The following is a 22152-nucleotide window of genomic DNA, read 5'->3' as shown; positions in this document are numbered from 1 at the left end:
GCGATCCTCCAAGCGTCTCATACCCGGCGGCACCCCGATCGTCCAGTTCTGGTCGGTTAGCGCCACGAACCTGGGCATAACGGGTGCGCTCAGCGCTGATAGAGGCTCCGCTTGGCGATGTACTGCACCACACCGTCGGGCACCAGGTACCAGACCGGCTCGCCTCGGGCGACCCGAGCGCGACAGTCGGTCGACGAGATGGACATCGCGGGCACCTGGATCAGGCTGACGGTGTCCGCCGGGAGGTGCTTGTCACTCAGCGGGAAACCGGGCCGGGTCACACCGATGAAATGGGCCAACTCGAAGATCTCGTCCAGGTCTTTCCAGGACAGGATGCGTTGCAGGGCGTCCGCGCCGGTGATGAAGAACAACTGCACCTTCGGGCCGTACTCAGCCTGAAGGTCACGCAGCGTGTCGACCGTGTAGGTCGGCCCACTACGGTCGATGTCGACCCGGCTGACCTGGAAGCGAGGGTTGGAGGCGGTGGCGATCACTGTCATCAGGTACCGGTCCTCGGCCGGGCTGACCGGCTCATCGGCCTTCTGCCACGGCTGCCCGGTGGGGACGAAGACCACCTCGTCCAGGCCGAACCGGTCCGCCACCTCGCTGGCCGCGACGAGGTGCCCGTGGTGGATCGGGTCGAAGGTGCCACCCATGATCCCGATCCGCCGGATATCTTCCTCCACCCAATGATCGTAGGCCGAGCGTCGCGGCCGACCGTCCCGGCCCGGCACCGTGATCAACTCGACTTCCTGAAAGTCGGCCCATCTGGGAGACCCGGACACCGCGAGTTCACGAAACCCGAGTCGATCAAGCGAGGGGGCGCCGCACGCAGGGGGTCGCACGCAAGGGGTCGCAGCATCCTGACCGTCGGCGTATATTCGTGGACGAGTAACCGTCGACGAGCGAGGGGGTCATCGTGCCGAAGCGGCGCAAGGTCGGCAACCTGCTGGCGCTGGCAGTGCTGTCCGCCCTGGTCCAGCGGCCGATGCACCCGTACGAGATCGCCACCGCACTGCGGGCCTGGGGCAAGGACCAGGACATGGAGTTCAAGTGGGGGTCCTTCTACACGGTGATCGGCAACCTGGACAAACACCACCTGATCGAGGCGGTGGAGAGTGTGCGCGAGGGCCGACGCCCGGAACGCACCGTCTACCGGATCACCGACGCGGGGCGGGCGGAGCTGGTCGACTGGGCCCGCGAGCTGGTCTCCACCCCGATGGCGGAGCATCCCCGTTTCCGGGCCGGGTTGTCAGTGCTCGCCGCGCTGCACCCCGACGAGGCCACCGGCCTGCTGCGGCAACGGCTCGACCTGTTGGAGGCCGCGATCCGTCAGGACCGCGAGAAGCTCGACGCGCACCTGCGGGAGATCCCTCGGCTGTTCCTGGTGGAGTCGGAGTACGACCTCGCCATGCAGGACGCGGAGGCGGCCTGGCTGCGGGCACTGCTCGCGGAGCTGACAGCGGGGAGCTACCCCGGGTTGAGCACCTGGCGGGCCTTCCACGAGACCGGCGAGATGCCGGCCGAACTGACCGAGTTGGCCGAGAAGTCGCACGCCCCGAAGGCCAACCCCGACACCCCAACCACCCACACCCCGGAGGCCAGCACCGACAGCGCCGAACGCCCCGACAGCAGCAGCCGGAGTGCCGACACCACCGGCTGAAGAGCGGCCCCGGCGAGGTGCGCCAACACCTCACCGGGGCCCTGACCCCGAACCGACGCCTGGGAAGGCACCCGGCCCGAAGCGGCAACCACGAGGATAACCGGGCTCCCTCCCAGGTCCGCGCGCCCGCGCACCGACCACACCAGGTCCGCGCGCCCACGCATCGACCGCACCCAGGGAGAGAGCATGACCACTGTACGAACCGCGATCGTCATCGGCGGTGGCATCGCCGGGCCGGTGACAGCGCTCGCGCTGCGCCGCGCCGGCATCACCGCAACCGTCTACGAGGCGTACCCGACCACTGCCAGCGGCATCGGCGGCACCCTCGCCCTCGCGCCCAACGGCGTGGCGGCGCTGCGTACTGTCGGCGCGCACGAGGCGGTGACGGCGATCGCCACACCGATCGACCGCAGCGCTCTGGCAGTCGGTCGCCGCCGCATCGCCATGCCCACGCTGACCGGGGTGCCGCCGCTGCACGTGGTGCACCGGGCGGAGCTGTACCAGTTGCTGCACGACCAGGCATTCGCCGAGGGCGTGACGTTCGCGTACGGCAAGCGGCTGGTCGACGCCGAGCAGACCGGCGACGGCGTGACCGCACGCTTCGAGGACGGCAGCACCGCGACCGCCGACATCCTCGTCGGCGCGGACGGGATCCGTTCCACGGTCCGGGGTCTCATCGACCCGTCCGCGCCCGGTCCCCGGTTCACCGGGCTGCTCGGCTTCGAGGCGGTCGCCCGGCACGAGGTGGACGCTGAGCCGGGCACCATGACGTTCGCGTTCGGCCGACGCGGCTACTACCTGTACTGGCCGGAGCCCGGCGGCGGCACCCGGTGGGGGGCCAACCTGCCGCAGCAGCGGCCGATGAGCCTCGTCGAGGCCCGGGCGGTGCCGGCGGAGCAGTGGCTGGACACGTTGCGCGCCACCTACGGCGACGACGACCCGGGCCGGGAGTTGGTCGCGACCAGCAATGCCGACGACCTCCAGGTGGTCGGGTCGTTGCAGATCATGCCGCCCGTGCCGCACTGGCATCGGGGCCGGATGGTGCTGGTCGGCGACGCGGCGCACGCACCGTCGAACAGTTCGGGGCAGGGCGCGTCGCTGGCCATCGAGAGCGCGGTACAACTCGCCCGCTGCCTGCGCGACCTGCCGGACGTCCAGGCGGCGTTCGCCGCGTACGTGCGGCTGCGTCGTAGCCGGGTGGAGAAGGTCGCGGCCCGCGCGGCCCGGATCAACCACGCGAAGGCCCCCGGTGCGGTCGCGCGGACGCTGATGCCGTTGCTGATGCCGCTGATGGTGCGCACGGTGCTGGACCCGGAGAAGACCGTCGCCGACGAGCAGCGCTACGTCATCGACTGGGACGCGCCGGTCACGGCGGAGCCCGCCCTGCGCTGAGCGTGGCTGCGGGGTGGCCGGCCAGCCACCCCGCAGCGGCCAGGCCAGGCCAGGCCACGCCGGGCCAGGCCAGGCCACGCCGGGCCAGGCCAGGCCACGCCAGGCCAGGCCACGCCGGGCAGCGGTCAGGCCGAGGCGGCGGCCACCGCCGTCCGGGCGACCAGCGCGCGACGCAGGTCGTCGTCGGCGTCGGTCACCACCCGGCGCAGACCGGGGGTCAGGTCGTCGCGGGCCAGCAGCGCCGCGGCCGCCTCCCGGGTGGGCTGCGCCACGGCGTAGCGGGGGAACGCCAGGGCGGCCACCCGATCGGCCGTCCAGGGGGTACGCCGGTGCGCGGCGGCCGGCATCTCCGCGAAGTACCGATCGACGTACGCGGCGGTCAGGTCGGCCTGCTCGGGCTGCCAGAACCCCTCGCTGATCGCCTCCAGCAGCCGACCGGACAGCGCGGTGTCCCGCACGATGATCTCCCAGGTCGCCTGCTTCGCCACCGGGTCGGGCAGTGCCGCCCGGCAGTGGGCGGCCCGTTCCGCGCCCGCGGAACTGTTGTCGGCGGCGGCCTCGATGGCGATCTCCGCCTCGCTGGCGGCGCCCAGCACCACCAGGCGACGCAGCACCGCCCAGCGCAACTCCGCGTCGACCTTCAGACCGGCGGGCACGTCCCGGCCGGCGAGCCAACCGACGAGCAGATCCGCGTCGGTGGTCGCGGCGATCCAACCCCGTGCGGCGGCGAGCTGCAGCGACTCACCGGCCGGCGCGCCGTCGAGCAGCCGCTGGCACGTCCCCGCGACCCTGGCCAGCGCCGCGGAGCGGGTCAGCGGGTCGAGGTAGCGGTCCACCAGGGACCGGCTGAGTGTCAGCACGTCCTCCGCGATGATCACCTCGGTCTCGGCGGGCAGCGCGGCGGCCATCAGGTCGACCAGGCCGGCGACCGGGCGCTCGCCGTCGGTCACCGCGTCCAGTGCCTCGCGCCAGAGGACCGCTCGCGCCAGCGGGTCGACCAGACCGGGCAGCACCAGCGGGACGGCGTCCGCCGACGCCGGGTCGAGGCGCACCTTCGCGAAGGTGAGATCACCGTCGTTGAGCAGCAACAACCGGGCCGCCGGCTCGCCGGTCAACGCACCGAGCACTGTGCGGCCTCCGTCGGCGTTCGGGTCGATGTCCACCTCGTCGTGTCGCCCGGTGCCGTCCATCGAGTAGCGACCCACGCCGATCCGGTGTGGGCGCAGCACCGGGTACGACTCGGGCGCGGTCTGCACCACTGCCACCTCGGTGTAGCGACCGCCGGCGTCCACTGCGACCTCGGCACGCAGCGTGTTGACCTGCGGGCGGCGCAACCACAGCTCGGCCCAGTCGGACAGGTCCCGCCCACTGCTGGCGGAGAGGCTGGCCAGCAGGTCGGCGAGGGTGGCGTTGCCGAAGCGGTGTGCGGCGAAGTGCGCGTTCAGGCCGGCGAGGAACGCCTCGTCGCCGAGCCACGCGACCAGTTGCCGCAGCACGCTGGCGCCCTTGGCGTAGGAGATGCCGTCGAAGTTGAGCAGGCCCGCCTCAGCGTCGACGACCTCCTGCGGGGCGATCGGGTGGGTGGAGGGCCGCTGGTCGGCGGCGTAGCCCCAAGCCTTGCGCCGCATGGCGAAGGTGGTCCAGGACTGATCGAAGCGGGTCGCCTCGGCGGTGACCCGGGTGCCCAGGTACTCGGCGAAGGACTCGTTCAACCAGAGGTCGTCCCACCAGCTCATGGTGACCAGGTCACCGAACCACATGTGGGCCATCTCGTGGGCGATGGTGCCGGCCCGCTGCTCGCGCTGGGTGTCGGTGACCGCCGAACGGAACACGTAGTCGTCGCGGAAGGTGACCAGGCCCGGGTTCTCCATCGCACCGGCGTTGAACTCGGGCACGAACGCCTGGTCGTACTTGCCGAACGGGTAGCGTTCGGTGAAGAGCTGATGGAACCGGTCCAGGCACTGCCGGGTGACGGTGAAGATCTCCTCGGCGTCGGCGTCCAGGTGCTCGGCGAGCGACCGACGGCAGTAGATGCCCAGCGGTATGCCGTCGTGCTCGGCCCGCCGGACGTGGTACGGCCCGGCGATCAGCGAGAAGAAGTACGTGGCCAGGGGCTCGCTCGGGGCGAACTCCCAGCGCCCGGGGGCGGGGTTGGCGGCCAGCTCGGCGTTGCCGGCGACGATCCACTGCGGCGGCGCGGTGACCGAGAGCGTGAACGGGGCCTTGAGGTCGGGTTGGTCGAAGGCGGCGAAGATGCGCGGCGCGTTGTCGAGGAAGGACTGGGCGTAGAGGTAGGTCTCGCCGTCGGCCGGGTCGACGAAGCGGTGCATCCCCTCCCCCGTCTTGGAGTACGCCATCTCGGCCTCGACGACGAGCGTGTTGTCCTCGGCCAGGTCGTCGAGCGGCAGCCGGTCGTCGGTGAGCAGGGCGGGGTCCAGGTCGCGGTCGTTGAGGCGTACACCGCGCAGTTTGGCGGGCTTGACCTCGACGAAGGTCGCGGCGCCGACGGTGGCCCGGAACCGGATCTCGACGCGGGAGCGGAACAGGTCACCGTCACCGGTCAGGTCGAGGTCCACCTGATAGGACTCGACAGTAATCGCCGCGCCACGCGCGGTCGCCTCTACACGGGTCAGGCTCGGCATCCGCTTATCCTGCCCGATGGGGATCGGCAACCGGTCACCACACGACCCTCGGCACTGGAGGAAAGAACCATGGCGCAGCACCCCAAGGGCGACTTCGACCTCTCTCGGGCGGTCTGGCAGCGGGCCGAGGGGGACACCTCCGACAGCGCCGTCGAGGTCGCCTTCGTCGACGACCTGATCGGGATGCGCAACTCGGCCGAGCCGAACGGGCCGGTGCTGGTCTTCACCCAGGCCGAGTGGGACGCCTTCGTGGCCGGCGCGCAGGACGGCGAGTTCGACCTGGACTGACAGTGCCCGCCGACCCGTCGGTGGTGGAACGCCGTGCCGGTGCCCGTAGTCGGGACACCGGCACCGCCACGCTGGCGGGTCGGCCGGCGCACCCTCGGACCGGCTGTCCGGGGCTGGTGGTCAACCATCGCCGGGGCCGTCGCCGTCGCCCCAGCCGAGGCCACCCGGGCCCGGGGCGTGGTGGAAGCCCGGATGGTCGGTCACGTCGACGCAGCGTTCGCCGTCCGGGCCGACCGCGCCGCAGAACAGCCGCTCGGCCCGCTGCCAGGCGTCCGCCGGTGACAGGGCCGCCGCGCCGAGTGCCACCTCCGAGCGGAGCAGGCTCAGCGCCTCCGCGTACGCCACGGCCAGCTCGCGGGCCTCGGCCGGGCTGGGCGCGGTGAAGCCCAGGTGCACCGTGAAGAACCGGTGCGGGCGGGTGGGCCGCCGTGGTGGCCCGATCAGTGACCGCCCGTCACGGCCTCCGCCGAGTGCCTCGGCCGCTCGCCGCTGCCGCCAGTGCGGTGATCTGTTGTCGCGCATCCGCCCTCCCCCGTGCTCGTCCCACCAGCAGCAAACCAGGTTCCGCCGCCCCTGGGAGGGGCCAGCCGGGCGGGGTTCAGCGGCGTGGACGGGGGTAAGCGCAGCGGCAAACGGCGATCAGCCGCACCTGCGCGTGAGGAGACCCGATGGCGTCCATGCCGGCCGACCGCAGCCCGGACAGCACCCTCGCGTTGCTCCGCGCCGGTTACCGGTTCATCGGCGAACGCTGTGAGCGGTACGGCAGCGACGTCTTCGAGACCCGGATCCTGCTCGCCCCGACCATCTGCCTGCGCGGCCGGCCGGCGGCGGAGCTGTTCTACGACAACGACCGCTTCCAACGCGCCACAGCGATGCCGCTGCGCGTGCAGCGAACGCTGACCGGGCGGGGCGGGGTGCAGGGACTGGACGGGCCGGAGCACTCCGACCGCAAGGCCATGTTCATGTCGATCATGACACCGGCGGCGATCCAACGGCTCGGTCAGCTCTTCGACGACGAGTGGCGGACCCGGGTCGCCGCCTGGGAGGGCGCCGGACCGGTGCCGCTCTACGACGAGCTGGGCCGAATACTGACCCGGGTGGTCTGCGCCTGGGCCGGGGTGCCGCTGCCCGCGTCGCAGGTCCAGCGCCGCGCCGTCGAGCTGCACGCCATGATCGAGGCGCCGGCCGTGCTGGGACCCCGGCACTGGAGGGGACGGCTGGCCCGGTACCGCGCCGAACGCTGGCTCGCCGACCTCATCGAACGGACCCGGGTCGGTTTCGCTCCGGCACCGGCCGGTAGCGCCCTGGCCGTGATCGCCGAACACCGGGACGGGCGCGGCAACCTCCTTCCCCGGCGGATCGCGGCGGTGGAGTTGCTCAACGTGCTGCGCCCGGTCGTCGCCGTCGACCAGTACCTGGCCTTCGCGGCGCTCGCCCTGCACGACCATCCGGCCTGGCGGGAACGGGTCCGTGACGACGACGAGGCCACCGAGCAGTTCGTCCAGGAGGTACGCCGCTACTACCCGTTCTTCCCGATCGCGGCGGCCCGGGTCCGGCGGTCCTTCGACTGGCAGGGCCACCACTTCCCGCGCGGCCGACGGGTGCTGCTCGACCTCTACGGCACCAACCACCACCCGACGCTCTGGCCGCAACCGGAGCTGTTTCGCCCGGAGCGGTTCGCCGGCCGCCGGGTGGACCCGTTCGAGCTGATCCCGCAGGGCGGCGGCGACCACTGGGCCGGGCACCGCTGCGCCGGTGAGTGGATCACCATCGACCTGATGAAGCGGGCGGTCGCCAACCTCGTCACCACCATGCGCTACGACGTTCCCGTTCAGAACCTGGCCCTGGATCTGCACCGGATGCCCGCCCTGCCGCCCCTTGGGCTGACCATCACCAACGTGCGCCGCGCCGGCTGACCCCGCCCCGCCGATCCCCGCGACCGGCGAGGCGGGTACGCCCAGCCGTCAGGGGTGCAGGACGCTGCGCAGACAGCCGTCCTCCTTCTTCTCGAACAGCTCGTATCCCTGGGCCCCCTGCTCCAGGGAGAGCGGGTGGGTGGCCAGATAACCGGGGTCGATCTCGCCGGCGGCGAGCCGGTCGAGCAACATCGGGATGTAGCGCTGCGCGTGCATCTGGCCCATCCGCAGCACCAGGGCCTTGTTCATGGCCGCGCCGAGCGGAAACTTGTCGACCAGACCGGCGTACACACCGACGATGCTCACGGTGCCGCCCTTGCGGCACGCCATGATCGCCTGGCGGACCGAGGTCGGACGGTCGGTCTGCAACCGCGCCGCCTGCTTCACCCGGTCGTACGCGTAGGTCGGTCCGACGTCGTGCGACTCCATCCCGACGGCCTCGATGCAGGCGTCCGGCCCGCGCCCGGCGGTCAGCTCACGCAGCGCCTCCAGCACGTCGGTCTCCGCGTAGTTGATCGTCTCGACCCCGATCCGTTCGGTGGCGGTCTTGAGCCGATCCGGGAATCGGTCGATCATGATGACCCGCTCGGCGCCCAGGAGTTGCGCCGAACGGGCCGCCATCTGACCGACTCCACCGGCGCCCCAGACGGCCACCACCTCGCCGCCGGTGAACCCGCAGAAGTCCGCCGCCATCCACCCGGTCGGCATCGCGTCGGAGGCGAACACCACCGAGTCGTCCGGCACCCCGTCGGGTACGGCGAAGGCGCCGATGTCGCCGAACGGCACCCGGATGTACTCCGCGTGTGATCCCGAGTAACCGCCGGCGGCGTGCGAGTAGCCAAGGATGCCGGCCGGCGAGTGCCCCCACAGCTTCTCGGTGAACACCGGTTGCGGATTGGAGTTGTCGCAGAGCGAGTACTGCTCGGTCCGGCAGTACCAACAGCCACCGCAGGCGACCACCGACCCCACCACCACCCGGTCGCCGACGCGGTGCCGCCGTACGCCGGGCCCGGTCTCCACCACCTCGCCCATGAACTCGTGGCCGAGGATGTCCCCCTCCCGCATCGCCGGCAGGTACCCGTTGATCAGGTGCAGGTCGGAGCCGCAGACGCTGCTGGCCCGGACCCGCACGATGATGTCCCCCTCGGCGCGGATCTGGGGCTCCGGCACGTCCCGGACGGCCAGCTTGCCGACGCCTTCCCAGCAGAGCGCCCTCACGCCCGTCCTCCCGTCATCAGCGTCTCCCGTACCTTGTCGGTCGACTTCTCCTGGGCGGGGCTCCGGCCGGACGGGTCGTCCCGGGTGTCCACCACCTGGCCACACTCGATCAGCGCCTTCACCCGCCGCAGCGCGTCCCGCAACGCCAGGTCCGGCTCGTCGCCGCCGACCAGGCCGGCCAAGCGACGCACCGGGCCGGAGCGGTAGCGCAACTCGGCCCTGATCTCCGTGCCCCGGCCCTGGGGTGCCTCGGTCAGCTCGATCCGTCCCAGCTGCGGAATCGGCCCGTCCTCGACCCGCCACCGCAGGGTGCCCGCCCCCTCGACGGTGATCTCGGCCTGCCACTGCGTCTCCCCGCCGGCCCGGTCGCGGGCCACGCACCGCCAACGCCGCTCGTCGAGCTGCTGCAACGTGGCCCATCCGGCCAGCGCGCGGTCCAGCCGTTCGCGGTCGGTCCAGAAGCCGATCACCTCGTCCCGGGACCGGTCCACCGTCACCCCACGACGCACCACGTACCAACCGTCCTGCCGCTCGGGCTGATGCCGATGCCGACGGCGGGCCACCGCCCGCCCGACGCCGACCGCCGTCGCCGCGGTGACGCCGAGCAGCGCCCACCTGGTTCCGTTGTTTGTCATCACGCTCTCTCCTCCACCCGGACAACCGGGCATGGACAGCTCTTGAGGGCAGCGCTACCCGGGGCCCGGCGGTCGAAACGAGCCGCTGTTTGATCGACGGAAATGCGGGCAGATGCTGCTCAGCACCGACCGCGACCCTGGCCGCCACGGAGTTGCCATGTCCTCGTTCAGCAGTACTGGAGACGCCAGGCCCGCCACCCGCCGGCGGGAGGTCGAGCACGAGAGTGCCGGGACGTCGCCGGTCCGCCTACCGATGACGTACGTGCTGCCGCTGCGCTGGCACGCCGACACCGGCCTGGCCGAGCTGACCGACTACCTGCGCTGGCTGGGCGACCGGGTGGAGCTGCTCGTGGTCGACGGCTCCCCTCCGCCCCTCTTCGCCCGGCACGCCGAGGCGTGGCGAGGGCTGGTCCGGCAGCTCCCACCGGATCCGGGTGAGCGTGGGCTCAACGGCAAGGTGCTGGGCGTTCACACAGGCGTCCGCGCGGCCGGCCACGAGCACGTGGTGATCGCCGACGACGACGTCCGGTACGACGAGTCCACGCTGAGCGCGGTACACCGACTGCTGGACCGGGCCGACCTGGTACGACCGCAGAACTACTTCGACCCGCTGCCCTGGCACGCCTGGTGGGACACCGGCCGCACGCTGCTCAACCGGGCGCTCGGGGCGGACTACCCGGGCACCCTCGCCGTGCGGCGCAGCACCTTCCTCGCCATGGGCGGGTACGACCCGGACGTGCTCTTCGAGAACCTGGAGCTGATCCGAACGGTGCGCGGGTACGGCGGCACCGAGGCCGCCCCGGCCTGGCTGTACGTCCGCCGGCTGCCTCCGGAGGCCGCGCATTTCCGTGGTCAACGGGTCCGTCAGGCGTACGACGATCTGGCGCAGCCGGCTCGCCTGCTGACCGCGCTCGCGGTGCTGCCGGCGCTGGCGGCGGCGGTAGCGGCGCGCCGCCCCAGGCTGTTGCTCGGCGCGGTGGCCGGTGTCGTCGCCCTGGCCGAGACGGGTCGCCGCCGCGCCGGCGGCACCCGGGTGTTCCCGCCGGCCACGGCGCTGGCGGCACCACTCTGGCTGCTGGAACGCGGGCTGTGCGGCTGGCTGGCGGTCAGCCAACGCCTCCTGCTGGGCGGCGTCCGCTACGGCGACACCCGAATCCGCCGAGCCGCCAACCCCGCCCCGCGCAACCCACGACTCCCCGCGATCTTGCATCTTTGGTTGGGACAGAACCGCCGGTAGACCCATAGAACTCCAGCCGAAACCGCAAGATCGGCGCTGGCCCCGACGCGACAGCTCGCGGGCACCCGAGGGTGACCGCGAGCTGTCGTGCTGGTTGGGGTGGGTCAGGAAGTTGCGTGGTCCTTGACCTGGTGGGCGGCGGACTTCGTGTCGTCCTTGACCGCGTGCACGGCGTCCTGAGCGGTGGACTTCACCGACTCGGCGGCCTGCTGGGCCGGCTCGCGCAGCTCGCTGGCCACCTCGCCCAACTTCTCCTTCACGGCGCCGCTGTGCTCGCTGACCTTGGCCTTCACCTGGGAGGCGGCCTGCTGCTCGCGGCGGGAGGCCGGGATCAGCGACGAGGCCAGCCAGCCGACCCCGAACGCGATCAGGCCGGCGGCGAGAGGGTTGCCCTGGGACTTCTGCCGGATCACGCGCGGCGCGCTGTGCGCGGCGTCGCTGACGGTGGTCGCCGCCGAGTGCGCGGCGTCGCTGACGCTGGAGGCCGCCGACGAGGCGCGGTCACCCACCGAGTGGGCGGCCTGGCCGGTGCCGTGGCCGAGGTCAGACGCGGTTCCCATGACCTTGTCCCTCACATTCTGCAAAGCGGAACGGGCCCGCTGCTTGCGGTCGTCGACGATGCGGCTGGGGCTGACCTTGTACGCCAGCGCATCCACATCGGAGCTGAGGCTGTTACGGGTGGCTTCGATCTCCCGGCGGATCTGATCGGGATCGGTGCTCATCGGGTGACTCCCTCCGGGTGCGGCTTGAGCGCGTCGGGGATCCGCTGCACGCTGTCGTTGGTCTGCTTGAGCCCGCGTACGTGCTGGGCGTTCTTCTTGGCCATCGAGTAGAGGACCGCGGCGACCACGGCCCAGATCACGGCCACGATCAGCGCGGCCAGACCGGAGTCCATGACGTTGTCCAGGAACTGCCAGATGGCGATGGACACGAAGAGGGCCACCATGTAGCCGCCGAAGCCGGCACCGCCGAAGAGGCCCGCGGCCTTGCCGGCCTTCTTGCCCTCCTGCCGGATCTCGGCCTTGGCCAGCTCGACCTCCTGGCGCATCAGCGTCGACAGGTCGGTGGTGACCTGACGCATCAGATCACCCAGCGAGCTGCCCTTCACCTCGGACGCGGTGTGCGGGGCACCCGCGTCAGGGTGGTAACCGGAGTCCAGTCCGGACCCCTGCGTCGGCATGCTCATGCCGTCGCCTCCCTTCGGATGACTCGGCGGCTCACGGGCGAGGGCTGCCGCTGGACGGCACGCCCGGCAGCGGGTCGGTCTGGGTCACCGGCGGCAGCGGCTGGCCGGTGCCGGAGTGCTCCGGGTAGTCGCCCCGGCCCGGCTCGGAGGAGCCGCCGGGCGCCGGGTCGGCGTAGGTACCGGGCGTCTGGTCGGTGTAGCCACCGGACGTCGGCGGGGTGTGCGTACCGGGGGTCGGGTCGAGGTAGCCGCCCGGCGGAACGGCGTCCGGCACCTCGCGGGGCGCCGGCGGCTGCGTCGGGATCACTGCGGTCTCCTCCGGGTCGTACGCCCCGGCGCCCCGGAAGGTCGAGGAACCGTTGCCGGAGTCGTCGCCGGCGGCCGAGATGCCACGGGTCAGCCGGCCGGCCAGCACACCGAGCACCGCCGCGCCGACCAGGAACGTGCCCGGGTTACGCCGCGCGTAGTCGCGTGCCTCGGTGATCAGGTCGCCGGGCTCGCGCTGCTCGAGCCAACCGGCGACGCCCTGCACCCGGTCGGCGGCCTGGCGGGCCAGCTCGGTCACCGGGCCGGCCTGGCCACCCTGCTCGGCCATCGAGCGCATCTCGTCGGCCAGCGAACGCAGCCCACCGGCGGCCCGGCGCTGCTGCTCACCGGTCTGGCTGGCGAGCTGGCTGCGGGCCTCGCCGTACAGGTTGCGGGCCTGCCGGGCCGCCTCACGGCCGACCTCGGTGCCCTGCTCCTTGGCGGTCTGGGCGACAGCGCCACCAGCCTGCGCGGCGTCCGACCCGACCTGGCGCGCCTGGTCGCGGACGCCACCGCCGTTGGTCGACTGCTGCCCGTACGTGGAAGACGTAGGTGAAAGATCGTAAGTCATGATTTCCCTTCCGCTCAGAAAGTCGTAGCGGTTGTGCTGGGGGGATGCGGCGCGTTGCCACCGCCGCTGACCATTCACCTACCCTGCGTTTCGGCTTCCATACCTCTTCGTGCATTTATCTGCGCGGCCCGCCGGTTGGTCTTCAAAATGGAGGATCGTCGGGCTGCGTCACGTCGCCGCTGCGGACAGTGAGGTTCGCGAAGGTTGGCAGATCCACGGAGGGGGCAGCGATGGCACGAGGCGCACGGGGCGGCCGAGCGGCCGGTCCTCGACCCCGGGTCCAACTCGCCGCGCTGGTCGTGGCCGGGGTCTTCCTGCTGATCGGCGTCCTCGGCTTCATCCCCGGCATCACCACCGACTACGGTGAGCTGCGGTTCGCCGGGCACCACTCGGACGCGCACCTGCTCGGGCTGTTCCAGGTGTCGATCCTGCACAACGTGGTGCACCTGCTCTTCGGGCTGGTCGGCCTGGTGCTGGCCCGCAGCGTCGCCGGGGCCCGCGTCTTCCTGGCCGCCGGTGGCGCGATCTACCTCGCTCTCTGGCTGTACGGCCTGGCGATCGAGGCGGTCAACCCGGAGGGCGGGGCGAACATCCTGCCGGTGAACGACGCCGACAACTGGCTGCACCTCGCGCTCGGCTTCGGGATGCTCGCGCTCGGGCTGCTGCTGTCGAACCAGGCCGGCACCGGCGGACGCCTGGACAGCCCTGCCGACCGGCACTGAACTGGACTTTTGTGGTTTCGCGGTCACGCCCGTAGGGGTAATCGACCGGCGAAGGAGGTGCGATCATGCCTCGTTGGCTGCGTGACAACGCCCTGGCCGTCGCCATGCTGGGGGCGTTCCTGGTGTTCCTGGTTCTGCAGAGCGTCTTCGGTTGGCAGACCCACAATGAGGAGCTGACCGAGTTCGGGGCCGCGCCGCTGAGTTGGCCGGCGTACCTGACCAGTGGGCACTTCGCCGAGTCGGTCTTCGAGAACTGGGAGTCCGAGTTCCTCCAGATGGGCGGGTACGTGCTGCTCACCGCGTACCTGGTGCAGCGGGGTTCGGCCGAGTCGAAGCCGATGGACCAGACCGACCGACCGGAGGACGACGAGCGCCGGGCGACCCCGCAGTCACCCTGGCCGGTACGCGTCGGCGGCCTGCCGCTGGTGATCTACCGGAACAGTCTCTCCCTCGCGCTGCTGCTGATCTTCGCCGGTTCGTTCGTCGGTCACCTGCTCGGTGGCACCGCCGCGTACAACCAGGAGCAGGCGCTCCAGAGCGGGGCGCCGCCGATCGGGGTGTGGGAGTTCCTCCGCACCAGCGACTTCTGGTTCCAGTCCATGCAGAACTGGCAGAGCGAGTTTCTCGCGGTCGGCGCGTTGATCCTGCTGAGCATCGTGCTGCGCCAGCACGCCTCGCCGGAGTCGAAGCCGGTGACCGTCGAACATGCCAGCACCGGCGCCTGAGCCGGCGACGCGGCAGCGGCGACGCGGCCGTCAGGCCGCGACCGGCAGCCGCTTGGCGAAACAGACGCTGTACGGGTTGCCCACGTACTCGCCGTAGACCGGGATCTGCTGGTAGCCACACGCGGTGTACAAGGCGATAGCGGCCGGCAGGTAGGTGCCCGTCTCCAGGCAGACCACCGAGTGCCCCTGCCGGAACGCGCACTCCTCCAGCGCGGCGAGCAACTGACGACCGATCCCCCGCCCCCGGTACGCGGGCCGGACGTACATCCGCTTGACCTCGCCGGTCTCGGCATCGAGCGCCTGGAGCCCGCCGCAGGCGACCGCCCGACCGTTCACCACCACCGCCAGGTAGCGGACGTCGTCATGGGGGACGAAAACCTGCCCGTCCAACCCACCATCGGCCTCGCGCAGCTCACGCTGCTGCGCGATGACCATGGCGGCGATCTCCGGATCGATGGCAGGCCGGGACTCGATCAGCATCACCCCACGCTAGGAGGCGTGGATTTCGGGGAGGTTTCCGGAAATCAACCCCACCACGGAGCGCAACGAACTACTCGGCGTCGTCCTCGTCGTCGATATCGTCGTCGGACGCGTCCGCGCCCAGATCGTCGGCCGAACGCACCCGGCGAGCCTTCCGGGCGGCGAGTCGATCCGCGGCGGAGGCCCGGTTCGACTTCTCCTCCAGGCGGACGTCGGTGCCCCGGTTGCCGGGTACGAAGTCCACACCGGCGAAGAGGGTCGGCTGCCAGTCGAACTCGCGCGCGCCGATCCGCACCAGATCACCGGGCTGCGCGCCGGCCTTGGCCAGCTTGTCCTCCACCCCGAGCCGGGCCAGCCGGTCAGCCAGGTAGCCGACCGCCTCGTCGTTGTCGAAGTTGGTCTGCTTGACCCAGCGCTCCGGCCGGACACCGCGCACCGTGAACGAGCCGTCCGCCTCGGCCGTGATGGTGAAACCGTCGTCGTCCACGGCCATCGGGCGGATGACGATCCGGGTCGGCTCGGCGGGCGGAGCGGCCTTACGCTCTGCGTCGACCAGATCGGCCATCGCGTAGGTCAGCTCCTTGAGCCCCTCCCGGGTGGCCGCGGAGACCTCGAACACCTGATAACCGCGTTCCTCCAGGTCGGGGCGCACGATCTCGGCGAGGTCGCGGCCGTCCGGCACGTCGATCTTGTTGATGGCGACCAGCCGTGGACGGTCGGTCAGGCCGCCGTACTGGCTCAGCTCGGCCTCGATGGCGTCGATGTCAGCCACCGGGTCACGGCCGGGCTCCAGGGTCGCCGAGTCGATGACGTGCACCAGCACGGCGCAACGCTCGATGTGCCGCAGGAACTCCAGGCCCAGGCCCTTACCGGTGGCCGCGCCGGGGATCAGGCCCGGCACGTCCGCGACGGTGAAGGTGTGGTTGTCCATCCGCACCACGCCGAGGTTGGGCACCAGTGTGGTGAACGGGTAGTCGGCGATCTTCGGCTTCGCGGCGGAGATCACCGAGATCAGCGACGACTTGCCGGCGGACGGGAAGCCCACCAGGCCCACATCGGCGACGCTCTTCAGCTCCAGCACGATGTCCAGTTGGTCGCCGGGCTCCCCCAGCTCGGCGAAGCCGGGCGCCTTGCGCTTGGCGTTGGCCAGCGAGGCGTTGCCCCGCCCGCCACGCCCACCACGGGCGACCTCGAAGGTGGTGCCGGCGCCGACCATGTCGGCCAGCACGGTGCCATCGGAGGTCTGCACCACGGTGCCGTTGGGCACCTTCAGCACCAGGTTGTGGCCGTTGGCCCCGTCCCGGTTCGAGCCGGCGCCGCCCTTGCCGTTGTCGGCCTTGACGTGCGGGTGGAAGTGGAAGTCGAGCAGCGTGGTCACCTGCGGGTCGACAACCAGGGACACGCTGCCCCCGTGCCCACCGTTGCCGCCGTCCGGCCCACCGAAGGGCTTGAACTTCTCGCGGTGGATCGAGGCACAACCGTGCCCGCCATCGCCGGCCTGCAGATGCAGAACGACCCGGTCAACGAACGTTGCCACGGCGTCAATCCTTCCAGCGAGGCTCGACCTCGCACTTCGCTAAAAAGGCTAAGCGGGCCGGGACCCGGAGGTCCGCGGCCCGCTTAGCCCGAGAACTACTGCTGCGGAACGATGCTGACGGTCTTGCGACCGCGCTTGGTGCCGAACAGGACCGCACCGGCGGACAGCGCGAACAGCGTGTCGTCGCCGCCACGGCCGACCAGGTCACCGGGGTGGAACTTGGTGCCACGCTGCCGGATGATGATCTCACCGGCGCTGACGACCTGACCACCGAAGCGCTTCACGCCGAGTCGCTGGGCCGCGGAGTCACGACCGTTACGCGAGCTGGACGCACCCTTTTTGTGAGCCATTGGAGGACGACCTACTTCCCGCTGGAGATGCCGGTCACCTTGACCTGGGTCAACGGCTGGCGGTGACCCTGGCGCTTGTGGTAGCCAGTCTTGTTCTTGAACTTGTGGATCCGGATCTTCGGGCCCTTGGTGTGCGCGGCGATTTCGCCGGACACCGCGACCTCGGCAAGCTTCGCCGCGTCGGTCACCAGGTCGTCACCGTCGACGAGGAGCACCGCGGTGAGCTTCACCGCGTCACCGGGGGCACCGGTGAGCTTCTCGACCTCGATCACGTCGCCCTCGGCGACCTTGTACTGCTTGCCGCCGGTCTTGACGATCGCGTACATCGGAGGCGGACTCCCTGTCGTTGAGGCTGCTGGCGGTCGTTCCCGCAGCGGCTCGCCGGGTAGCAGTGCACGGCGGCGCGGGCACACGGGAACTCGGCACACCAAAGGTGGGCCGCAGGCAAGAGTACGCCATCGCTGGCCCGGACCCCAAACCGGCCCGCCCTGGTCAGCGCGCGCAGAGCTGGTCGAGGCGCTGCTGGAGCCGGTCGAGTTCGGTCTCGTCGATCGACTCGACATCGGCACCGAGCGCGGAAACCTCGGTGCCGAGGTCGGTGAGCAGCGTCTTGAGCTGCGGATCGGCGGTCCGCTCCGACTGCTCCCGCAGCACGGTCCGCCAGTCCGCCAGCGCCGCCTCGGCCCGTCCCCGGGCAACCTCGGCCGTACGGCTGTCCCCCGCGCCCACCGCCGCGAGCATCCGACCCAACTCCCCCACGTACGTCCGAACGGCAGTCGTGCTGGCCTCCTGCGCGGCGGCGCAGACCTGGGTGGCGTTGCCGCCGGCCACACCACCGCTGGCCGGCACGCCGGTCGGGCCGGTAGGGGTGCCAGCGGCCGCCGAGCCGGCGCCCTCGGCGGTCTGACCGGTGGAGCAGCCGGCCGCGACGGTGAGCATGGTGAGCAGCGCGGTGACCGCGAGCAGACGGCGCATCTTCTTCTCCTGACCTGGGACGGCCGATCGAGGACCGGGTGGCCACAACGACGAGGTCCCTCCCCCGTCACTTTGCCGGGAGAGGGACCTCGTCAAACACGTGGCCGGTCAGGCGCTCAGGGGCGGGTCCGCCGACGGGCGCCACCGCGACGCGACCGGCGACGGCCGCCACCGCCCTCGGTGGTCTCCTCGTCGCCCTCACCGTCAGCGAGCGCGTCCGGGTCGTCCGCCGCGGCCAGCCGAGCCGACTCACCCTGCTGAGCGTCGGAGATCGCCGGTGCCGCGGCGGTGTCCGACTCGTAGCGGGACAGGTCGTAGCCCATGGTGTCCTGGTAGTCGGCGCCCGGCTCGGCCGTGGTGTCGGTGTCGACGACCTCGACCGCGGTCCGCTCGGCCGCGGCCGGGGCGTTCTTGCGCGCCCGGCGGCGGGACGAGGTGACAGCCGGCTCGGCCGCCGGAGCGGGAGCCACCGCCGAGGCGACCGCCTTGACCTTCTCCCCCGCACCGGCGGGACGCGGCTTCTCCGGCACCGGCTCGGTGTGGATGATGACGCCCCGGCCCTTGCAGCACTCGCAGGTCTCGCTGAACGCCTCCAGCAGGCCCGCGCCGATCCGCTTACGGGTCATCTGCACCAGGCCGAGCGACGTGATCTCGGTGACCTGGTGCTTGGTGCGGTCCCGGCCCAGGCACTCCGTGAGTCGGCGCAGCACCAGCTCACGGTTCGACTCCAGCACCATGTCGATGAAGTCGATCACCACGATGCCGCCGATGTCCCGCAGCCGGAGCTGACGGACGATCTCCTCCGCCGCCTCCAGGTTGTTGCGGGTGACGGTCTCCTCCAGGTTGCCCCCGGAACCGGTGTACTTGCCGGTGTTGACGTCGACGACAGTCATCGCTTCGGTGCGGTCGATCACCAGCGAACCGCCGGAGGGCAGGAAGACCTTGCGGTCCAGGCCCTTGATGATCTGCTCGTCGATCCGGTACTCGGCGAAGACGTCGCTCGTGCCGACGTGCCGGCGCACCCGGTCCACCAGGTCCGGGGAGACGTGCGACAGGTACGACTCGACGATGTCGTACGACTGCTCGCCCTCGATCACCAGCTCGCGGAAGTCCTCGTTGAACAGGTCCCGGACCACGCGGATGACCAGGTCGGGCTCCCCGTAGAGCAGCGCCGGGGCGCCACCCTCTGCGGCCTTGGCCTGGATGTCCTCCCACTGCGCCTGGAGCCGCTTGACGTCGCGGGCCAGCTCGTCCTCGGTGGCGCCCTCGGCTGCCGTCCGGACGATCACGCCCGCGCCGTCCGGGACCAGCTTCTTGAGCACGTCCCGCAGCCGCTTGCGCTCGTTGTCCGGCAGCTTGCGGCTGATCCCGGAGGCGTTGCCGTTGGGTACGTAGACCAGGTGCCGGCCCGAGAGCGCGATGTGGCTGGTCAGCCGCGCGCCCTTGTGCCCGATCGGGTCCTTGGTGACCTGGACCAGCACCGAGTCGCCGGAGCGCAGCGCCTGCTCGATCGAGCGGGCCCGCCCCTCCAGCCCGGAGGTGTCCCAGTTGACCTCACCGGCGTACAGCACGGCGTTGCGGCCCCGACCGACGTCGACGAACGCGGCCTCCATGCTCGGCAGCACGTTCTGCACCTTGCCGAGGTACACGTTGCCGGCCATCGTCCCGGAGGAGTTGCGGGTGACGTAGTGCTCGACCAGCACGCCGTCCTCCAGGACGGCGATCTGGGTGCGGTCACCGCGCTGGCGGACCGCCATCACCCGGTCGACAGCCTCCCGGCGCGCCAGGAACTCCGACTCGCTGAGGATCGGCGGGCGGGTACGGCGCTGCTCACGACCGTCCCGGCGGCGCTGGCGCTTGGCCTCCAGCCGGGTCGAGCCGGACACACCCTGCACCTCGTCGACGGTCCGGCGCGGCTCGCGGATCTTCACCACTGTCGGCACGCCGTCATCCGCAGCGCCCTCGGTGTCACCGGCGCCACGACGACGACGGCGGCGACGACGACGGGTCAGACCGTCCCCGCCCTCGGACTCCTCGTCCTCGTCGGCCTCGGCCTCTGCCTCCGCGGTCTCTTCCTCGTCGGCCTGCGCCGCCTCCTCGGACTCCTCGTCCTCGGCGTCGTCGGCCCCGCCCTTGCCACGGCCACGGCCACGGCGACCACGCCGGCGGCGGCGGCGCGCGGCGGCGCTGTCCTCGTCGTCCTCATCCGCCTCGGCGGCCTCGTCGGCCTCCTCGGTCGGCTCCTCTTCGGCCTCGATGGCCTCGATCGGCTCCACCGGCTCGACCTCGCGGCGACCACGCCGACGGCGGCGGGACGGCTCGGCGGCCTCCTCGACGGCCGGCTCCTCGGTCGCTGCGGCGGGCTCCACCGGTCGGGTCACCGGCACGGCGTCCGGCTGGGGTGCCATGAACAGCACTGTGGGCGCGGAGAGCGCGGCGCGCCGACGACGGGTACGCGGCTGCTCCGGCTCGATCTCGGCCGGCTCGTTCGGCTCATCCGTCACGCCGGAGACGGCCACACCCGGTGGCACCTCACCGGAGCGGTCCTGCGCACCACTGCTCCAGGCCAGATCGGCGGCGGACGTGCCCGGGAGGGCCGGGGAGTCGTTCAACTCGGCCTCGGCCTCGCGCAGGTCGGACTCCGCCGGCTCCTCGGTGACGTCCGGCTCCTCGACGACCGGCTCCTCGACCGCAAGCGACTCGTCGGCGACGGCCGGCTGCTCGGTGGCCGGCGGCTCCTCGACGGCTGCCGGTGTGGCCTTCTTGCGCCGGGTACGGGTCACCTTGACCGGCGGCACCACCTCGGCCGAGGCCGCCTCCGCAGAGGCGGCGACCAGCGGCTCCTCGGCGGTCGTCTCGACGGGGGTGGCCTTGCGGCGGCGCCGGGGGGTCTTCGGTGCGACGTCCAGGTCGCCGGAGACCGGGGCGAAGACCTCCGCCTGCGGGGACTCGACGTTGCCGGCGCCACCGGTGGGCGCCTCGATCGGGGCGTCGGTCTGCTCCGGCTGGTTGAGCGGGGCGGCCCGACGACGGGTCGCCCGGGCGCGCCGCACCGGCGCGGCCGGTTCGACGGCCTCAGCGGGAGCGCTCTCCGCGCCGGCCGGTTCCACCGAGGCCGAACCGACAGCCGTGGTGGAGGTCTCGACGGCGGCGCCGTCGGCCGTGGTGCTCTGGTCGGCGGTGTCACCGGCCGGCTGTGAACCGGTCCGTTCGCCGCCCTCGGGCTCGTTCTCGAGCATGGACGTTCTCCAGTTCTGGCTAGCCCGGGCGCGGGTGAGCGCTGCCACGCAGGGTCGCCGCAAAAGTGTTTCCGCCGGGCGCGCGTGGTGCGCGACCGCCGAAGTCTGCCTGCCAGAACACCGACCGTCGGTCAGTGCCCAACGATGGCTGCCCCGTCGCGGTCCGCATCCAACGGATCCACGATCGCACCCTGCGCGGTCAACGTGCCCTGAGCCAGCCGTGTCACCCTCGGCGAAACCGGCGGCTCCAGGTCGGCCACCACGCGGAGGCCGGAAAGGACGTCATCGGGCCGTACGGACGGGGTGACCTGCCGCACGACCAGTTCGAGTATCGCACACGGTACGGCCGGCGCCCCGGAAGGCGTCGGCGTAGGCAGTTGGACATCGATAGATATCACGGCGGCTCGGGCGTCGAAAGTGCGTCGCCCCTGCTTGGTCATCCGCTCGACCAGCACCTCCTCGGCCGCGACGAAGGCATCCACAGCGGCGCGCAGCACCGCCGTGTCGACCTCAGGCAACTCGATGTGCCAGTGCGACGCCTCGATCCGGTCCGGCAGGTTGCCCCCTTCGGCGATCACGGCGTCCAGGACGTCCAGCCCCGGCGAGAGCGCGGCGTCCAACGCGGCGCGCAACGCCTCCGGGTCGACGGCCGCTTGAAGGGCGATTTCCAGGTACTCCGCCTCGCTCGCCACTCCGGTCGGGGCGGCGCTGGCGTAGGAGATCTTCGGGTGCGGGTGAAAACCCTGGGAGAAGGCGACCGGCACGGCGGCCCGGCGTAGCGCGCGCTCGAACGCCCGGGCGAAGTCCCGGTGCGAGGTGAATCGCAGCGGCCCGCGCTTGGCGTACCGGATGCGGACGCGCTGGACGACCGGTGCCTGGCCGCCCTCGGGTTGAGGCTTTCTGGCGATCGTGGGCTCCTCGGGTGTACCTGCGTGTCCGCCCATCCTGGCGCAGGGCTCGTGACGGTACGCAGCCGGGGCGGCCGAATCGCCAGACAGACGGGTACAGAACGGTCGCCGGGGTCGCGACCACCCGGCGCGAAGGCCGATGGCCGGCCGGCGACGTGGAGG

Annotated in this window: 22 protein-coding genes; 7 read left to right on the top strand and 15 right to left on the bottom strand. The window is 71.6% G+C overall.

The window, feature by feature from the left end; genetic code table 11:
• Positions 1–89: 89 nt before the first annotated feature.
• A complete protein-coding gene (gene nadD, locus OG598_RS00200; RefSeq protein ID WP_030336528.1) occupies positions 90–686 on the bottom strand; it encodes a nicotinate-nucleotide adenylyltransferase in 597 nt (198 codons plus the stop codon).
• 233 nt (positions 687–919) lie between these two features.
• Between nadD and OG598_RS00195 the strand changes: the two genes are divergently transcribed.
• Positions 920–1663: a PadR family transcriptional regulator gene (locus OG598_RS00195; RefSeq protein WP_328652524.1), complete on the top strand. Its 744-nt coding sequence runs from the start codon at positions 920–922 to the stop codon at positions 1661–1663.
• A 186-nt stretch (positions 1664–1849) separates the two neighbouring features.
• Positions 1850–3055 carry an NAD(P)/FAD-dependent oxidoreductase gene (locus OG598_RS00190; RefSeq protein ID WP_328652523.1) on the top strand — a complete coding sequence of 402 codons (1206 nt, stop codon included), beginning with the start codon at positions 1850–1852 and terminating at the stop codon, positions 3053–3055.
• Positions 3056–3180: 125 nt separating this feature from the next.
• On the opposite strand, the gene pepN is transcribed toward OG598_RS00190, so the two are convergent.
• Positions 3181–5697, bottom strand: a complete 2517-nt coding sequence (gene pepN, locus OG598_RS00185) for an aminopeptidase N (RefSeq protein ID WP_328652522.1) — start codon at positions 5695–5697, stop codon at positions 3181–3183.
• A 69-nt stretch (positions 5698–5766) separates the two neighbouring features.
• Between pepN and OG598_RS00180 the strand changes: the two genes are divergently transcribed.
• Positions 5767–5985: a DUF397 domain-containing protein gene (locus OG598_RS00180; protein ID WP_124817462.1), complete on the top strand. Its 219-nt coding sequence runs from the start codon at positions 5767–5769 to the stop codon at positions 5983–5985.
• Positions 5986–6105: 120 nt separating this feature from the next.
• On the opposite strand, the gene OG598_RS00175 is transcribed toward OG598_RS00180, so the two are convergent.
• Positions 6106–6507 carry a hypothetical protein gene (locus tag OG598_RS00175; protein ID WP_328652521.1) on the bottom strand — a complete coding sequence of 134 codons (402 nt, stop codon included), beginning with the start codon at positions 6505–6507 and terminating at the stop codon, positions 6106–6108.
• Between the two features lie 146 nt (positions 6508–6653).
• Between OG598_RS00175 and OG598_RS00170 the strand changes: the two genes are divergently transcribed.
• Entirely contained in the window at positions 6654–7901 is a 1248-nt protein-coding gene (locus OG598_RS00170) for a cytochrome P450 (RefSeq protein WP_328652520.1), read from the top strand.
• A 48-nt stretch (positions 7902–7949) separates the two neighbouring features.
• Here the strand turns inward: OG598_RS00170 and OG598_RS00165 are convergent, their stop codons facing one another.
• Complete coding sequence (locus OG598_RS00165; RefSeq protein WP_328652519.1) at positions 7950–9119, bottom strand: zinc-dependent alcohol dehydrogenase; 1170 nt, start codon at positions 9117–9119, stop codon at positions 7950–7952.
• Positions 9116–9754 carry an SRPBCC family protein gene (locus tag OG598_RS00160; RefSeq protein ID WP_328652518.1) on the bottom strand — a complete coding sequence of 213 codons (639 nt, stop codon included), beginning with the start codon at positions 9752–9754 and terminating at the stop codon, positions 9116–9118. Before OG598_RS00160 ends, OG598_RS00165 begins: the two co-directional genes overlap by 4 nt.
• A 157-nt stretch (positions 9755–9911) precedes the next feature.
• On the opposite strand from OG598_RS00160, the gene OG598_RS00155 reads away from it, so the two are divergent.
• On the top strand, positions 9912–10991 hold the full coding sequence (locus OG598_RS00155; RefSeq protein ID WP_328652517.1) for a glycosyltransferase: 1080 nt from the start codon (positions 9912–9914) through the stop codon (positions 10989–10991).
• Positions 10992–11095: 104 nt separating this feature from the next.
• On the opposite strand, the gene OG598_RS00150 is transcribed toward OG598_RS00155, so the two are convergent.
• Genes OG598_RS00150 through OG598_RS00140 form a run of 3 tightly spaced genes read right to left on the bottom strand, consistent with a single transcriptional unit; the run spans position 11096 to position 13054 of the window.
• Positions 11096–11713: a DUF3618 domain-containing protein gene (locus OG598_RS00150; RefSeq protein WP_328652516.1), complete on the bottom strand. Its 618-nt coding sequence runs from the start codon at positions 11711–11713 to the stop codon at positions 11096–11098.
• Complete coding sequence (locus OG598_RS00145) at positions 11710–12177, bottom strand: phage holin family protein (RefSeq protein WP_238678469.1); 468 nt, start codon at positions 12175–12177, stop codon at positions 11710–11712. Before OG598_RS00145 ends, OG598_RS00150 begins: the two co-directional genes overlap by 4 nt.
• 31 nt (positions 12178–12208) lie before the next feature.
• A complete protein-coding gene (locus OG598_RS00140) occupies positions 12209–13054 on the bottom strand; it encodes a hypothetical protein (RefSeq protein ID WP_328652515.1) in 846 nt (281 codons plus the stop codon).
• A 230-nt stretch (positions 13055–13284) separates the two neighbouring features.
• Between OG598_RS00140 and OG598_RS00135 the strand changes: the two genes are divergently transcribed.
• Both OG598_RS00135 and OG598_RS00130 read left to right on the top strand, forming a co-directional pair.
• On the top strand, positions 13285–13776 hold the full coding sequence (locus tag OG598_RS00135; protein WP_328652514.1) for a DUF4383 domain-containing protein: 492 nt from the start codon (positions 13285–13287) through the stop codon (positions 13774–13776).
• 65 nt (positions 13777–13841) lie between these two features.
• On the top strand, positions 13842–14501 hold the full coding sequence (locus OG598_RS00130; protein WP_328652513.1) for a DUF6766 family protein: 660 nt from the start codon (positions 13842–13844) through the stop codon (positions 14499–14501).
• A 30-nt stretch (positions 14502–14531) separates the two neighbouring features.
• Here OG598_RS00130 and OG598_RS00125 read toward each other — a convergent pair whose 3' ends face one another.
• From OG598_RS00125 to OG598_RS00095, 7 genes are all read right to left on the bottom strand, one after another.
• Positions 14532–14981: a GNAT family N-acetyltransferase gene (locus OG598_RS00125; RefSeq protein WP_328652512.1), complete on the bottom strand. Its 450-nt coding sequence runs from the start codon at positions 14979–14981 to the stop codon at positions 14532–14534.
• Between the two features lie 70 nt (positions 14982–15051).
• A complete protein-coding gene (gene obgE, locus OG598_RS00120; protein WP_328652511.1) occupies positions 15052–16518 on the bottom strand; it encodes a GTPase ObgE in 1467 nt (488 codons plus the stop codon).
• 95 nt (positions 16519–16613) lie between these two features.
• Positions 16614–16868 carry a 50S ribosomal protein L27 gene (gene rpmA / locus OG598_RS00115; protein WP_007464062.1) on the bottom strand — a complete coding sequence of 85 codons (255 nt, stop codon included), beginning with the start codon at positions 16866–16868 and terminating at the stop codon, positions 16614–16616.
• Between the two features lie 11 nt (positions 16869–16879).
• Complete coding sequence (gene rplU, locus OG598_RS00110; RefSeq protein ID WP_007464063.1) at positions 16880–17194, bottom strand: 50S ribosomal protein L21; 315 nt, start codon at positions 17192–17194, stop codon at positions 16880–16882.
• 166 nt (positions 17195–17360) lie between these two features.
• On the bottom strand, positions 17361–17843 hold the full coding sequence (locus OG598_RS00105; RefSeq protein ID WP_328652510.1) for a hypothetical protein: 483 nt from the start codon (positions 17841–17843) through the stop codon (positions 17361–17363).
• 116 nt (positions 17844–17959) lie between these two features.
• On the bottom strand, positions 17960–21082 hold the full coding sequence (locus OG598_RS00100; protein ID WP_328652509.1) for an Rne/Rng family ribonuclease: 3123 nt from the start codon (positions 21080–21082) through the stop codon (positions 17960–17962).
• Between the two features lie 131 nt (positions 21083–21213).
• On the bottom strand, positions 21214–22026 hold the full coding sequence (locus tag OG598_RS00095) for a TIGR03936 family radical SAM-associated protein (RefSeq protein ID WP_112586001.1): 813 nt from the start codon (positions 22024–22026) through the stop codon (positions 21214–21216).
• Positions 22027–22152: the final 126 nt, after the last annotated feature.

The organism is Micromonospora sp. NBC_00330, assembly GCF_036136635.1.
GTDB classification, from domain to species: domain Bacteria; phylum Actinomycetota; class Actinomycetes; order Mycobacteriales; family Micromonosporaceae; genus Micromonospora; species Micromonospora salmantinae.
The sequence above is the reverse complement of the archived record's forward strand: the minus strand, read 5'-3'. Positions and strand labels throughout refer to the sequence as shown.

Coding starts and splice junctions, on each gene's coding strand:
- OG598_RS00190 (WP_328652523.1), top strand. CDS start 1,850: ATGACCACTGTACGAACCGCGATCGTCATCGGCGGTGGCATCGCCGGG.
- pepN (WP_328652522.1), bottom strand. CDS start 5,697: ATGCCGAGCCTGACCCGTGTAGAGGCGACCGCGCGTGGCGCGGCGATT.
- OG598_RS00180 (WP_124817462.1), top strand. CDS start 5,767: ATGGCGCAGCACCCCAAGGGCGACTTCGACCTCTCTCGGGCGGTCTGG.
- OG598_RS00175 (WP_328652521.1), bottom strand. CDS start 6,507: ATGCGCGACAACAGATCACCGCACTGGCGGCAGCGGCGAGCGGCCGAG.
- OG598_RS00170 (WP_328652520.1), top strand. CDS start 6,654: ATGGCGTCCATGCCGGCCGACCGCAGCCCGGACAGCACCCTCGCGTTG.
- OG598_RS00160 (WP_328652518.1), bottom strand. CDS start 9,754: ATGACAAACAACGGAACCAGGTGGGCGCTGCTCGGCGTCACCGCGGCG.
- OG598_RS00155 (WP_328652517.1), top strand. CDS start 9,912: ATGTCCTCGTTCAGCAGTACTGGAGACGCCAGGCCCGCCACCCGCCGG.
- OG598_RS00150 (WP_328652516.1), bottom strand. CDS start 11,713: ATGAGCACCGATCCCGATCAGATCCGCCGGGAGATCGAAGCCACCCGT.
- OG598_RS00145 (WP_238678469.1), bottom strand. CDS start 12,177: ATGAGCATGCCGACGCAGGGGTCCGGACTGGACTCCGGTTACCACCCT.
- OG598_RS00140 (WP_328652515.1), bottom strand. CDS start 13,054: ATGACTTACGATCTTTCACCTACGTCTTCCACGTACGGGCAGCAGTCG.
- OG598_RS00135 (WP_328652514.1), top strand. CDS start 13,285: ATGGCACGAGGCGCACGGGGCGGCCGAGCGGCCGGTCCTCGACCCCGG.
- OG598_RS00130 (WP_328652513.1), top strand. CDS start 13,842: ATGCCTCGTTGGCTGCGTGACAACGCCCTGGCCGTCGCCATGCTGGGG.
- OG598_RS00125 (WP_328652512.1), bottom strand. CDS start 14,981: ATGCTGATCGAGTCCCGGCCTGCCATCGATCCGGAGATCGCCGCCATG.
- rpmA (WP_007464062.1), bottom strand. CDS start 16,868: ATGGCTCACAAAAAGGGTGCGTCCAGCTCGCGTAACGGTCGTGACTCC.
- rplU (WP_007464063.1), bottom strand. CDS start 17,194: ATGTACGCGATCGTCAAGACCGGCGGCAAGCAGTACAAGGTCGCCGAG.
- OG598_RS00105 (WP_328652510.1), bottom strand. CDS start 17,843: ATGCGCCGTCTGCTCGCGGTCACCGCGCTGCTCACCATGCTCACCGTC.
- OG598_RS00100 (WP_328652509.1), bottom strand. CDS start 21,082: ATGCTCGAGAACGAGCCCGAGGGCGGCGAACGGACCGGTTCACAGCCG.
- OG598_RS00095 (WP_112586001.1), bottom strand. CDS start 22,026: ATGGGCGGACACGCAGGTACACCCGAGGAGCCCACGATCGCCAGAAAG.